The 14,247-nt window shown below is 45.6% G+C and carries 7 protein-coding genes; 3 read left to right on the forward strand and 4 right to left on the reverse strand.

Translation table 11 applies throughout. From position 1 onward, the window contains the following. Nucleotides 1-11: 11 nt before the first annotated feature. The 4 genes from AMBT_RS15215 to putA form a co-directional block, all read right to left on the reverse strand. Nucleotides 12-3,143: an efflux RND transporter permease subunit gene (locus AMBT_RS15215; RefSeq protein WP_013785523.1), complete on the reverse strand. Its 3,132-nt coding sequence runs from the start codon at nucleotides 3,141-3,143 to the stop codon at nucleotides 12-14. Beyond that, nucleotides 3,136-4,566 carry an efflux RND transporter periplasmic adaptor subunit gene (locus AMBT_RS15220; protein WP_013785524.1) on the reverse strand — a complete coding sequence of 477 codons (1,431 nt, stop codon included), beginning with the start codon at nucleotides 4,564-4,566 and terminating at the stop codon, nucleotides 3,136-3,138. The genes AMBT_RS15215 and AMBT_RS15220 overlap by 8 nt, the downstream gene beginning before the upstream one ends. Continuing rightward, nucleotides 4,563-5,936: a TolC family protein gene (locus AMBT_RS15225; protein ID WP_013785525.1), complete on the reverse strand. Its 1,374-nt coding sequence runs from the start codon at nucleotides 5,934-5,936 to the stop codon at nucleotides 4,563-4,565. The genes AMBT_RS15220 and AMBT_RS15225 overlap by 4 nt, the downstream gene beginning before the upstream one ends. A 206-nt stretch (nucleotides 5,937-6,142) precedes the next feature. Then, a complete protein-coding gene (gene putA / locus AMBT_RS15230; RefSeq protein WP_013785526.1) occupies nucleotides 6,143-9,940 on the reverse strand; it encodes a bifunctional proline dehydrogenase/L-glutamate gamma-semialdehyde dehydrogenase PutA in 3,798 nt (1,265 codons plus the stop codon). A gap of 423 nt (nucleotides 9,941-10,363) precedes the next feature. On the opposite strand from putA, the gene AMBT_RS15235 reads away from it, so the two are divergent. The 3 genes from AMBT_RS15235 to ftsB all read left to right on the forward strand — a co-directional run bounded on the left by AMBT_RS15235 (nucleotide 10,364) and on the right by ftsB (nucleotide 14,243). After that, nucleotides 10,364-11,986 carry a methyl-accepting chemotaxis protein gene (locus AMBT_RS15235; RefSeq protein ID WP_013785527.1) on the forward strand — a complete coding sequence of 541 codons (1,623 nt, stop codon included), beginning with the start codon at nucleotides 10,364-10,366 and terminating at the stop codon, nucleotides 11,984-11,986. Nucleotides 11,987-12,126: 140 nt separating this feature from the next. Then, nucleotides 12,127-13,845 (forward strand): TIGR03545 family protein, encoded by a 1,719-nt coding sequence (locus AMBT_RS15240; RefSeq protein WP_013785528.1) that lies wholly within the window; start codon nucleotides 12,127-12,129, stop codon nucleotides 13,843-13,845. Nucleotides 13,846-13,952: 107 nt separating this feature from the next. Then, nucleotides 13,953-14,243 (forward strand): cell division protein FtsB, encoded by a 291-nt coding sequence (gene ftsB / locus AMBT_RS15245; protein ID WP_013785529.1) that lies wholly within the window; start codon nucleotides 13,953-13,955, stop codon nucleotides 14,241-14,243. The last annotated feature ends 4 nt before the right edge of the window (nucleotides 14,244-14,247 follow it).

Here is a 14,247-nt window from a genome sequence, read left to right on the forward strand (position 1 = left end):
TTCCACCTTTTCTAGCCAGCCACTTGTGCAGCAGCGTCTTTGGTTTTTTTACCCAGCTGCGCTACATCTTCATAAATTAACAGCAATGCGGGGATTAATACTAATGTAATGGCGGTAGCGAACAAAATACCATAACCCAGTGATGCCGCAGCTGGTATTAAAAATTGCGCCTGAATAGAGGTTTCACCCAATATTGGGTACAAACCTAAAAAGGTAGTAATGGAAGTAAGCAATACGGCACGAAGACGACTTGAACAAGCTTCAATAACTGCCTCTTGCACCCGCATACCGGCTTCTTTCAACGCGTTGTATCGAGACACCAACAATAGGCTGTCGTTAACTACCACACCGCTTAGCGCCAATATACCGTTGAGTGACAGTATGCTAAGCATTAACCCATTACTCCAATGCCCTAATACCGCCCCAACAATGCCAAATGGAATGGCGGTCATAATAATCAGTGGCTGAACGTAAGATTTAAGCGGAATTGCTAGCAACGCATATATAGAGATTAACGCTAATATAAATACGCTTTCCATGGAGCTTTGCGTTTCTTCCTGCTGCTCGGCTTCACCGGCAAAATGCAGTGATAAATCTTGATACTGACGAGATAGTGTTGGAACAAAGTTTTCGTTTAAGTAGTTCACCAATTCAGTGGCGGTTATCACATCACTGTCTACCGATGCACTAACGGTAAGGGCGCGAAGTCCATCGATACGCACCACCTGCTTTTGCTGCACATCAGGTGTCATAGTAGCAATAACGCTTAATGGCACTACGGTACCGTCATCTAAACGCACACGGGTATTCATTACATCCGATGGGTCCATTCTGTCTTCTTCAGGGTAACGCACGCGCACTTTCACTTCGTTTTTATTGCGTAAGTAGCGCTGCACTATTTCGCCACCAAACGCTTTTAACAACTGTTGGGATAAGCTTTGCGTGTCCATTCCCATGGCCCGGCCTTCAGGAGTAAGCTCAAAACGCATCATGGCTTCACCTGGGGTTAACGAACTTTCCACACCGAATACGCCATCTATGTTTTCTAAGGCGTTTTGAAATGCCGTGTTTGCCGCTTTTAGGGTGGCGTCGTCAATACTTTTCAGTTCAACTCTAAAGGCATCAACCATTTCACGGCGCGCTTGAATTTTGAGTTTTTTCACAGCTTCTAAATTACCGCTTAATGCTGTCCAGCGAGCCGCTAATTCATCCAAGGTATAGGGCTGTTCTTCGGCTAACGAGATAGTAATTGTGCCACTCTGATCGCCGCTAGCTGTCACTTGCAGGCTCTGCATGCCACTTACATCTGCGCCTTTTTCTTCCATTAATTGCTTATCGGCTTCAATCGCTGCACGTTCTAAACGTAGTAAATTACGATCGGTTTGACCAAAGCTGGCATCACTAAACAGCGACATATTGGCAGATACCGTATCCCCTTGCATGCTGGGGAAGAAACCGACTCGTACTACGCCCGTTAGCGGCAAACTCATCACCACAATAAACAAGGTAATGAACAGCAACACTGCCGCATAGCGGTAAGCAATAGTGGCACTCAGCGCTGGTTGATAAAGCTTTTCATTAAACCAATTTAGCCCATTGTCGGCGCCGTCTTGTACTTTCCCCCATAAACCAGCAATGCCTTTTTTTGTGGTTTTCTTGGTAGGCAAATGCGCCAAATGAGAAGGCAGTATTAATTTAGACTCCACCACCGACAATAAAAGGCAAAGGGTAACTATGGTACCGAACTGGGAATATAAGGTGCCAAGACCGCCAGATACGTTCGACAAAGCAAAGAAAGTAGCCACTGTGGTGAGTACACCAAAAATAGTGGGGACAGCTACTTTACGGGTACCTTCTATGGTATTAGCAAGCGTATCGCCGTAACGTCGCCTAGTGGAATAAACACTTTCGCCCACCACTACTGCATCGTCCACCACAATACCCAGCGCCATAATAAAGCCGAACGTGGTCATTTCGTTAAGTGTCATGCCGGTATAAGAATCGGTCATGAAATATAAAGTGCCGAAGAAAATAAACGGTAAACCAGCAGCAACCCAAAAGGCGACCCGTAAGTTTAGAAAAACCGCGAGGGTAATAAATACCAGCACAATACCCATTAAAGCATTACTGGTAAGTAAGTCTAAACGCTCGGTAATAAGCGTACTTCTGTCATACCAAGTTTCTAGCTGCACGCCTTCGGGCAATAAGCCACGCTCGTGCCAGCTATCTACCACCGCATGGGCTTGCGCCACCATATCGGTTACATCGCCGTATTTATCCATGAGCACTTGCAGACCATACCCATTTTGGCCGTTATATCGTGCTAATGAGTAGCTATCGTCTGCAAACGTGTCACTAATTTTTGCAACATCACCTACCATCAACACCGTACCATCGGCGCTTGTCACGAGGGGGATTTTGGCAAAATCGCCCGCGTAGTAAGCTTGTTCAGACGCTTTTAAGCGAATCACTTTTTCTTGGTTACGCAAGCTTGTGGTGAGTGCTGTAGAAGACTCTTCGTTTATACGCGAGGCTACATCTGACAACGTTAATCCGTAGGCTTGTAGCTTAGCCTCATCAATTTCTATCGACATCATAGGGTCGATAAAGCTGCCCGCGTTCACATCGCGAATATCATCTTGTGCCAATAAGTCACGCTCTAACTGCTCACCTAAATACTGCAATTCAGCATGACTGGCATCGCCGTAAAGCTGCACCCAGATAACATGTTCATCGCGGGTAGCTTTGTCGATAATGGCGTTTTCAGCATCAGAAGGTAAGTTTGAAATACTATCAACTTCGGTTTTAATGTCGTTAAACAGTGTGTCTAAATCGTAGTCGGTTTCTTTTTCTACCTGAACGCTGGCGCCGTTGGAGTTGGAAGTAGACGTAATGCGTTTAATACCCGGTACGGCTTCTAATGCGTTTTCTATTTTAATCGCGATGCCTTCTTCGGCTTGTTCGGCATCACCACTTTCATAGGTCATAGATATAGTGACAAACCTAGGCTCCATGCTAGGAAAGGCTTCTTTTCTAATATCGCCATAAGACACCATGCCGAGCACGATTAGACCGACCATTAAAAGGTTGGCGGCCACCGAGTTTTGCGCAAACCACGCAATAACACCCTTGTGACTATTCATTGCCATTACCCTCAACAACCGGCTTCACAAGGGTATTAACAAGATAATTATTAAGTGGTCGCGCCACAATCAGCGCTTGGCTCGCCCCCGTCATAGGCTGGATATAGGCGAAACCTTCGTATTCAAAAAGTACCCTTGGGGTAAACTTGTTTAGCAAGTTTGTGTCTGGCGCAACAAACCATACTTCTTGTTTTTGCGATATAGCTGAAGACGGTACTTTCCATACATTATCAAGGGCTCGACCTTCAATTTCAGCCACTAAAAACGTACCGAAATACAGAGGACTTGATAGCGATAATGGCTTTTCAACCACGGCAACGGCTCTACGTTGTCGAGTATCTTCGTCTTGGTGAAGCTCTACACGCTCAATAGTTGCCCGCCAATGGTGCTCACCTGTGGTATCTGTTAGTTGCACTTCCCAACCTGGCTTTTCACCCACCTTTGCTTGTGGCAACTGTGCCCATTGACTAGGTGATAGAGGAATAGATATCTCTGCCACATCAGCAGAATATAAACTGGCCACTTCTGTGCCCACTTGCACGTAACTGCCAGGCTGAATACTGCGGCTAACCACTAAGGCATTAAACGGGGCGCTGATGTTAGCAAAGGCTAAATCACGTTTTGCCGCCGCGACATTTTGCTCGGCTTCACGCAATGCAGCTTGCGCTGATTTAAGTTGGGGGGCGCGAAGCACTAAGGCTGACTCGGGTTCACCGGTTAACCCTGAGCGTGTCCATTCATCTTGTGCTTGTAGACCCTGAAGACGTTCTTCTTCAAGAGCAACGAAAGCAGTTTCATAAGTAGCTTCGGCAGCGGCTAATGTTTGGCGATAATCGGTATTATCTACATTAGCCATTACCTCACCTTTCTCTAACAAAGCGCCGGTCTCAAAACGGGGCGACAACGCAGTAATTTGCCCACTGACTTGTGCTGATAACGTGAGCATATGAGTAGCACTGGCTTGCCCATATCCTTTCACTTTTGCGTTATAGGTGGTTGGATAGACTTCTACCACACCCACTTCGGCAACATCTGCTGCGCTACTGCCTACCGCTTGGTTATCAGCTACGCCTTTCGCCGTGTTTTGATGTCGTCCTTGATTAGAATTTGGGTTTTGATCAGATATATCAGGACGTGGGCGATTATTTGGCTGATGGCTTTCACCTTGTTCGCCTGTTGGCGCAAGCACGGTTTGCTCTATATTGCTTTGTGCTTCTACTTGCGTAATCGCTTTTTCAGCATTTGCGTTTCTAGGCGCACTCATCTCTTGGCCTTCTTTACCCGCTCTGCCCGCTTTCTCTCCTTTCGGACCTGGCCCCATACCTGGGCCGCCTGAGCCTCCTAATTGGCTCATGGTGTAAAGAATGGCGATGACAATAGTCATTGCAGCACCAAGGGTTACGAAAACTTTTTTCTTATTCATTGTGACACTCCAAGGCCTAGCGCAAGACCTAAGTCGATACGATTACTTAATTGAGAATTTTGAAGCTCGACGCGCTGCGCCTGCAAATTGAAGGTAGTGTCGTAAACCGACAGTAAATCTAAAATATCCACCAAGCCTTGGCGATACTGCCCCGAAAATGTGTCGGCGCTACTTAAGGCATTCTGATAGGCGATATTGGTGTAGTACTGGCGCTGGCTGAGCGCTTTTTCATTGTCTAATGCGTCTTGCACTTCTTGCACAGCCGTTAGTAAGGTTTCACGATATTCCCACCAGCTATTCAGCGCGGTTAATTCAGCATCATCGATTTGTGCTCGTAACGCCCCGCCTTGAAATAGGGGCGCGGTTACCTGCCCCAATAAATTCCACAATGGGTTGGTAAATAACGATTGAGAAGGCGACGTGCCAGTATCAGTAAGGCCTGCTGATAAATTAATACTGGGTAAAAGTGCTTTGTAAGCCACTTTCACATTCGCTTCACTGGCTTTTATGCCGTAGTAAGCGGCTTGTAAATCGGGGCGTCTGGCCAAGTCTTGCTCGGGTAAGGCAAGCAATGGTTCAAGTACATCCGGAAACTCAGTAACTGAAGGGAAATCTGACAGCGTTTGGTCTTGGCGACCTAGCAATACTGCTAACGTACGCTTAGCAGCGCTAATCGTATTTTCATACAAGGCAATAGAGGCACGGGTAGTAGCGCTGCTGGTTTTTGCGTTATCTAAATCATCAAGGGAGCCCAGCCCTGTGCGGTAGCGCTTAAGAATAATACTTTCGCTATTTTCATAAACGCGCAAACGTTCTTGTTCAATCGCAAGGAGTTGTTGCTGAGTAATGATATCTAAATAGCTACGAATAATGCTGGCGACAAGTGCATCGCGAGAAGACTGATAAGCAGAACGTGCGCTGGCAGCATCAAAACTGGCAGCGTCCACGCTATCACTAATTTTCTGCCATAAGTCCAACTCCCAACTTACGGTTAGCCCTGCAGTATAGCTTTCATTGCTACCTTCAATTTTACTGCCTGAAAAGCTCGCATCAAGATTTAGATTGTCTGCTGAATCTGCCGACTTTATCGCCACCTGCGCTTTTCGTAGGGTAATAAGGGTTTGCTGCAAACTTGCATTGTTTTCAAGCGCTTCATCAATATAGCTTTGCAGCCCTTCTACCGACACCAAGTCGGTTAACGCGGTGGCCGTTGAAGCGCTTTCTGATTGCGCTTGCCATATTACTGCTTCACCCGTCATCACAGAAGCCGATTCACTAAGCGAAACTTTGTCATGACTGGCACACGCGCTTAACCCTGCCAGCATAATTGCGACTAAAGGCGTGAATGAAATTTTACCTAACCCGATCATTGTTATTCGATTATTGCCTACCATGAATACAAGGATGTCACAGCAGGGGTTAAGGCGGGGTTAACGGGAAATAATAGGTTTACGTCTTTTGGATGGCACCATAGAAGACCCATAGTGTTGCTCAGAAGCGTGAGCATAAAAAAAGCCAGTCGTGAAGACTGGCTTTTTAGGTGTTTGCTATTTAAAGATGCTATGCCTTTATATAATTACTCGTCATCTTCAACTAAGGTCATTAGTGATGTATTACCACCGGATGCCGTAGTATCGATACTAATGGTTTTTTCAGTCATTAAACGCTGAATCAACTTATCGTTATATTCAGCGGTGATCACTGGCAAAATAGCCCCTTCACGCGATGACAGCATTGCGGTAATACGCGCCGTACGTTCAGTGCTTGAATCCACAACCACACCCGCTAAGTCTTCATCCATCAATAAGGCATCGAAGTGACCTAAACGCGCTACTTGGAATACCCCTTTCGGCGCACCAGTAGATTCAAACTTATTTTGAATCTCAATAGCTTCTTCGTAGAAGATTTCAGATACCACCGACACCACCGTGTTACCTGTAGCAAGTGCGGTAACGATAGACAGCATCCAGTACTCAAACGATACATCTTTATCGGCGAAACATACCAGGGTGCCTCTGGGTTCAAGGTAAAGTTTGTTAGATTCACCTGTAGGACCTGGTAGCTCGGTAGGTTTCGCTAACTTACGCTCAACACTGGTTAACTGCTGACGGGCAGTGGCCAACGTGCGATTTAAATCGTCGGCTAGGTCGTCAACAATGTCGACCTTGGCAATTTTGGCCAGTAACTGACGCACCATAGAGATACGATCATTTAAAGCCATATGGCGCCACTGAGCTTCAACTTCCTTAGCTTGATCCATCACCACGTGGGCACGTTCTGCAATTTTATCGTCACCGACTAGGGCGTTATCAGTACCATCAACATCATCAATCAATGTTGGTTTAGGTGTAGCACGTTCCATCATTAAGCGTGGCAAGTAGTTAGGCCCACCCGCTTTTGGACCCGTACCTGATAACCCACGTCCACCGAAAGGTTGTACGCCAACGATAGCGCCAATCATGTTGCGGTTAATATAGACATTACCTGCACGGCTCTTCGCAGCAAGCTCGTATGCACGTTCTTCGATGCGCGAGTGAATACCCATGGTTAGGCCGTAACCCGTACCATTAATTTGCTCTAAAACATTGTCTAGCTCTTTTGATTTAAAGCGCACTAGATGCACCACTGGGCCAAAGACTTCTTTTTCTAGCACATCCAAGTTATCTATCTGATAAAGCGTAGGTGGGAAGAAAGTGCCGTTTTCAGTGCCTTCAGGCAGCTCGTTTCGATAAAGCAGTTTTCCTTTTCCTTCCATAAAGTCTACATGGTCGGTTAGGCTCTTCAGTGCTTTTTCGTCAATAACGGGGCCAACATCAGTGGCCAGCATAGTCGGATCGCCAATGGTTAACTCTTTCATGGCACCGGTTAACATACTGATAAGATCATCAGCAATTTCTTCTTGCACAAATAATACGCGAAGGGCTGAACAGCGTTGTCCCGCACTTTGGAAACCAGAATGAATAACATCATCAACTACCTGCTCTGGCAGGGCAGTTGAGTCCACAATCATACAGTTTTGCCCGCCAGTTTCGGCAATGAGCGGTACTTGCTCACCACCACGATTGGCAAGTTCTTGTGAGATTAGCGTGCCTGTTTGGGTAGAACCGGTAAACATCACCGCTTTAATGCGTTCATCAGAAAGCAGGGTTTCACCTACTTCTTTACCTGGGGCAATAATGAGTTTTAACGCGTCTTCAGGTAGGCCTACCGACTGCATAATATCTACAGCGCGTTTCGCCACCATGCTGGTTTGTTCAGCGGGTTTGGCAATAACCGTATTACCGGTAACCAATGCTGCAGATACTTGACCTAAGAATATTGCCAGTGGGAAGTTCCACGGGCTAATACACAGTACAACACCACGAGGAAGCAAGCGCTTGTCTTCAGCAAGTTCTTGAGCTCGAGCGGCGTAATAACGACAAAAATCTACGGCTTCACGTACTTCATCAATACTGTCTTGCGCAACTTTACCGGCTTCACGCATACAAATAGCAATAAGCTCTGCCATATGGCGTTCTAGGGCATCGGCTGAACGATTAAGAATTTCAGCACGTTCTGAAGTGTCACGCTTAGACCAAGCGCCGAAGCCTGCATCTGCGTCATCTAACGCTTTGCGCATATCATCAGGTTGTGCGTAATAATGGTAACCCACCACATCGTCGTGATTCATTGGGTTTCTTACCGCTGTTGCTCCCTCTGGAACACCATCGGTTACACTGTAAAACTCTTGCCAGCGTTCTAGTTCATGCTGAAGTGCAGTAACCGCGTTCACGTCGGTTAAATCTAGTCCGCGAGAGTTATCACGTTCAGGTGCGTATAAACCACGTGGTGTTTTAATTAGTTTGTTGAAACGCACTTTAAGGCGCTGGGTTTTTTCCACCGGATCTTCAAGTAATGATTCAACCGGCTTTTCATCATCAACAATGGCGTTTACGAACGACGAGTTTGCGCCATTTTCTAATAAGCGACGCACTAGGTAAGCTAATAAGTCTTCATGTTCACCCACAGGCGCATAAACACGGCACTGGATTTTTTCTTCAGTTACCACGGTATCGTATAGGGTATCGCCCATGCCGTGTAAGCACTGGAACTCAAACCCTTCTTTATCGTCGCCAGCCAGTTCAATAATTACTGACGCTGAATAGGCGTTGTGAGTAGCAAACTGCGGATACAAGATATCGCGGTATTCTAATAGGCGGTTAGCACAGGCATGGTAAGACACATCGGTTGATGACTTACGGGTAAATACGGGAAACTCTTCTAAGCCCGCTTGTTGCGTAAGCTTAATTTCCGTATCCCAGTAAGCGCCTTTTACCAATCGCACCATTAATGAACGGCCTACTTCTAACGAAAGCACACGCAAATGTTCAATCACATGAATAGCACGTTTTTGATAGGCCTGAACTGCGAGACCAAACCCCGTCCAACCATTTAAATCTTCATCACGGAATACCGCTTCAATAATATCTAGCGAAAGCTCCAAACGGTCTGCTTCTTCTGCATCTACCGTTAAGCCAATGTCGTACTCTTTAGCCAGCATACATAGCGCTTTTAAGCGCGGCGGAATATCACGCATTGCACGTTCTCTGTGCAAGAATTCAAAGCGCGGATGTATTGCCGACAACTTCACTGAAATACCCGGTGAACGCTTAGGTCCACGGCCGTTAGCCGCTTTACCAATCACTTCAATAGCTTTAACGTAAGCATCGTAATAGCGGTCTGCATCTTCCATCGTGCGGGCGCCTTCACCCAACATGTCGTAAGAATACACATAGCCTTTGGTTTCTTTTTCCTTCGCTCGTTCTACTGCGTCTTTAATGGTTTCGCCCATCACGAACTGACGACCCATTACCCGCATGGCAATATTCATTGCGCGGCGGATAACCGGCTCACCTAAGCGACCCAAGGTTTTCTTTAACAGACCAAACTGTTCTTTCTTGCGCTTATCAGCATAGTTCACCATATTGCCGGTAAACAATAAGCCCCATGCTGAAGCGTTCACGAATAAAGAATCTGAATTACCAAGGTGTGGTGTCCACTGCCCTTTAGATAATTTGTCGCGGATGAGTTCATCCTGCGTATCGCCATCGGGCACACGTAACAAGGCTTCGGCTAAACACATCAGTACCACACCTTCTGAGGTGGATAGTGAATACTCATTTAGCAACGCATCTACGCCACCATGACCTTCTTGGTCGCGGCGAATTTGCAGTACCATTTTACGGGCGCGTTCCCACGCACGACTTCTGGCACGGGGGTTTACTTCAGCAATCGGTAAAATTTGATCCACAGCCACAGACTCACTAATTCGATAGTAGTCTCGAATGCGCTGGCGTAGGGGAGATGTAGTATGAAGTGTGTCGTTAATGAGCATTGCAACCCTTTATTCGAAAAGCTGTAGAAAATGGTTCCGGTAACGGAAAACAAGAATAACGTTACATGGAAAAATGAAATTAACAAGTAAAGCTGAGCTTTGCTTGAAGCGCCCCACCTAAAGTGTGCCGCGCCTGCGTATCTAGGTATTTAAACTTCGATCCTCTCAATGAAGATCACGATATCGCCGAAATTGCGCGGATACTAGCACAATTGCCTTTTTCGCCAAGCCCTTGCTGTCAACTTTTTGCACCACTGTGATAAGGCGTCTAAGAACGCGGGTGAATAACATTTCAAGACTATTTATATCACAGGCGTCACTTTACGAAATGTTAGTTAAATGTTTAAAAAATCTTTAATCAAGGACTACATCTCTCATATTAGGTCTACACTAGATAAGATAAAAAAGTGAGGATTAACGCTGATGTGGTTACGCAATTTTAGTTTGATTCAAAGGCTCGGTATCATTGTTGCGCTTACGGCGCTTTTATTTTTAGTGCTAACCGGTGTGGTATTAAACCAGCACTATAAAGCACTGAAGGAAAAGTCGTATAAAGAAAATCAACACCTTGTAGAAGTTGTTCATACGTTACTGGCTAATTTTGAGGCACTGGAAGGGGTTGATGAAGAAGCCGCTAAACAGCAAGCGCTGACCGCTGTTAGCCGCCTTCGGTATGATCAAAGCAATTATTTTTGGATACAAGATGCCACCCCCGCCATGGTAATGCACCCCATCAAACCATCGCTGAACGGGCAAGATTTACGAACCTTTAAAGATGGAAACGGCAAAGCGTTTTTTGTGGAAATGGCCCAACAGGTTAAGTCTTCAGGTAGTGGCTTTGTTGACTATGTATGGCCACTACCAGGGGAAGAAACGCCAGTAGATAAGATTTCGTATGTTAAAGAGTTCAAACCATGGGGATGGACTGTCGGTTCAGGTATTTACTTATCCACCCTTGAAGCTGAGTACGCTCACTTACGTAATTTGCTTATCGTTATTTGTATTATTAGCGTGTTATTAGTAGTAGCGCTTATCTTCTATATTGGTGGCAGTATTGTTAAACCTGTTCAAGAAGTCACCGAGCGAATGAAAGATATTGCTATGGGAGAGGGGGATTTAACACGTTCACTTCCAGAATCAGGCCAAGATGAAATTACTCGACTTGCGCGTTATTTCAATGAATACACCAATAAAATGCGGCAATCATTGTTAGGTATACGTGAAAATATCACCGCTCTTACCCAACAAGCTGTGCTGGTTGAAAACGTTAGCCAAGATAGTAGCGGTCAAGCGCAAAGCCAGAATGAAAATATGATGCAAGTTGCTGTGGCCATGGAGCAAATGACCACTCAGATTCAACAAGTAAGTCAAAATGCAGATACTGCTGAAACGAGTACCAGCGGCGCACGCGCCAACGTAGAACAAGGTACCAGCGTGGTGGAAAGTACTGTCAGCGATATTCACTCTTTGACATCGAACATTGAGAGCGTGAGCTATGTGGTGAGCGAGCTTGCCGAACAAACTAACAGCATTGGCGCTGTTCTAGACGTGATTCGCGGCATTGCCGATCAAACTAACTTACTTGCACTGAATGCTGCTATTGAGGCCGCTCGCGCTGGGGAACAAGGCCGAGGGTTTGCCGTGGTGGCCGATGAAGTTCGTACACTAGCCAGTCGTACAGGCCAAAGTACCGATGAAATTCAAGCGATGATTGAAAAGCTACAGAGCAATGCAAAAGCCGCCGTAGAAGCCGTGCAAGTAAGTCAGAATGCTTCAGCAAATACGGTGGACAATGCCAACAAAGCAAACGATAGCTTAAAAGAAGCCGACCGGCTTATGAATGAGATTTCAGGAATGAGCAGCCAAATAGCCCGTGCGACAGAGCAACAAGCTGAAGCCGCGAATGAGGCTAACATTCGTATCAATGCCTTATCAGGTGCAGCTGATAACAGTCTAAAAACGGCGGAAAAATTAGCCAGTGCCAGTCAGGCTCTTAAAGCAAGCTGTGTGGCGATAAAAGAAATTGCCAGCAAATTTAAACTTTAGTGAACCAAATTAGTCGTAAAAAGGAAGGTATTCACAGGTTTATACTACTTCCTGCGTATGGAAGTATTTAAAGCGGTGCTTTAGACTGGTTATCTACATCGTTAGATAACCAGTTAAACGTCGTTTACAAGGAGTGATATATGAGCAGTGAGAGTAAAGGGATCCCAATCAAGTATTGGGTATTGGGCTTTTTTGTACTACTTATCTTAGTTTATGTTCTATTTGCTAATACCATTATTAAAGCCGTACTAGAGTCGAAATTAGGCGAGTCTTATGGCGCAGAAGTCAACATTGCCGAATTTGATCACTCTTTATATCCTACCACTGTCACTCTTAAAGGCATTGGCTTAACCAATGCGACTAAGCCTTCTCATAATCAAGTACTCGTTGGCGAAGCAAATGCTGACGTTGCCCTAATGCCCCTGCTTTCCAATCAAGTTGTAGTAAACAACCTTAACTTACTTGATGTGCAATTTGACCAGGTCCGCGAGCACGAAGGTGAAGTTTACCGAGTGCCTGAAAGCTCACTGTCCTACGATGAAATTAAAGCAAAAGCCAAAGAAGCAGTGCCTTCTGTAGACGAATTGCTTGCCCGTAATCCATTAAAAACGACCGCCGCCGTTGCCGAGGCAAAAGAAGCCTATGCCACCTATTCTGAAGGCTTGAAGCAAGACTATGAAAGCTTGCCTGATAAAGAACGCATCGACTATTACAAAACCCAGGTTGCTGCGCTTAAAGAAACGAATTACAAAGATCCACAAGCCCTCATTCAAGCCAAGTCATCGTTAGATAAATTAAAAGAAGAGATGAGTGCAGATCGTGCGCTTATTAGCAGCTTTACCGAAAAAGCGTCGAATGCTAAGAGTGCGTTGAGCAGCTCGGTAAAGGCCTTAAAAGAAGCGCCTAGTGAAGATTATGCGTTACTTAAAGGCGTGATTGCGGGCGATGAAGCAGCCCTATCTCAAGTGACTTACTTTGTATTTGGCGACAAAGCTGCTGAATACACAGAGTACCTAATGTCGGCCATGCAAATCGTGATGCCACTACTTCAAGGTGGTGATACGCCAGAAGAACCTGCTGCCGATATGCCTTCTATTTTGGTGAAGCAAGCTAATGTGTCTGTGCTTTGGCAAAACGAATCGATAAGTAGTTCTTGGCAAAACATCACCAACACCCACAGTGTGTTTGGCGACCCAACCACCTTTACCATTGAAGCGGCTGGCGACATGCTTAAGCAATTTACCTCAAGTGGTGAATTCTGGATTGATGAAAGTGGCGTAGATGCAAGCCAAGTGTGGGAGTTAGCTGGGGTAAATATGTCAAATATTCCCGTAAGCGGTAATGAAACCCTTAACGCCGTGATGAAAACCGCACTCGTGGCAACTACTGGATCTATGGAAGTGGTTGATAACCAGCTTAGCGGCAACGGCAAGGTTAACTTGCAAGAGTTAGTGATGGAAGCCACAGGTACAAGCGACGTGACAAGCGCGATTGCCTCGGCACTTCAATCGTTAAGTAGTTTATCGATGACCATGTTACTTGATGGCACTTTAGCTAACCCTGGATTTAATATTAAGTCAGATTTAGACAATAAATTGGCCCAAGCTGCTATCTCTCAACTCACCGCGTCTCAGCAAGATAAGCTTGATGAACTTAATACCAAACTAAATGCGATGGTTGCCAGCGAACAAGATGCTCTATCGAGTGAATTGGTTGATGTTAATTCAATGCTAAGTGCGGCACAGGGCGACAGCGGCGCCTTACAAGAACTACTTCAAAGCCAATTGAGCAGCGTAGTTGAAGAACAAAAGAATAAATTGTTCGACAAACTAAAAGGTAAATTAGGGCAAGGTGAATAAAGCTCCTTTGATTCCTTAGCCCTTCGCGGCATAATAGGTAATAACGTAGAGGGCAGTTTACTGCCCTTTTTAAATTTTCCTCCGCTTAGCGGTTTTCAGGTGATTTTGTGTGGCAAGATAAATGGCTTCCTATTGTACTCATCACCCTATTAGGGTTGTTGCAGTATCGACTGTGGTTTGGGAAAAACAGTATTCCTGACTACCTTAGTCGAGAGCAGGAAGTAAAAACTCAAGCGCAGCAAAACGCAAACCTTGCACAGCGAAATGCCCTACTAAACGCAGATATCACCGACCTTAAAGTAGGCTTAGAAGCCATTGAAGAGCGTGCTCGCAATGAACTAGGCCTAATTAAGCAAGGGGAAACTTTTTACCGGATTTTACCGCCAGAAACTAAGTGAGTAA

Source organism: Alteromonas naphthalenivorans (genome assembly GCF_000213655.1).
GTDB lineage: Bacteria > Pseudomonadota > Gammaproteobacteria > Enterobacterales > Alteromonadaceae > Alteromonas > Alteromonas naphthalenivorans.

Excerpts from the sequence above, each read along its gene's own strand:
- putA (WP_013785526.1), bottom strand. The coding sequence starts at position 9,940 with ATGCTCATTAACGACACACTTCATACTACATCTCCCCTACGCCAGCGC.
- AMBT_RS15240 (WP_013785528.1), top strand. The coding sequence starts at position 12,127 with ATGAGCAGTGAGAGTAAAGGGATCCCAATCAAGTATTGGGTATTGGGC.
- AMBT_RS15225 (WP_013785525.1), bottom strand. The coding sequence starts at position 5,936 with ATGATCGGGTTAGGTAAAATTTCATTCACGCCTTTAGTCGCAATTATG.
- AMBT_RS15215 (WP_013785523.1), bottom strand. The coding sequence starts at position 3,143 with ATGAATAGTCACAAGGGTGTTATTGCGTGGTTTGCGCAAAACTCGGTG.
- AMBT_RS15220 (WP_013785524.1), bottom strand. The coding sequence starts at position 4,566 with ATGAATAAGAAAAAAGTTTTCGTAACCCTTGGTGCTGCAATGACTATT.
- AMBT_RS15235 (WP_013785527.1), top strand. The coding sequence starts at position 10,364 with ATGTGGTTACGCAATTTTAGTTTGATTCAAAGGCTCGGTATCATTGTT.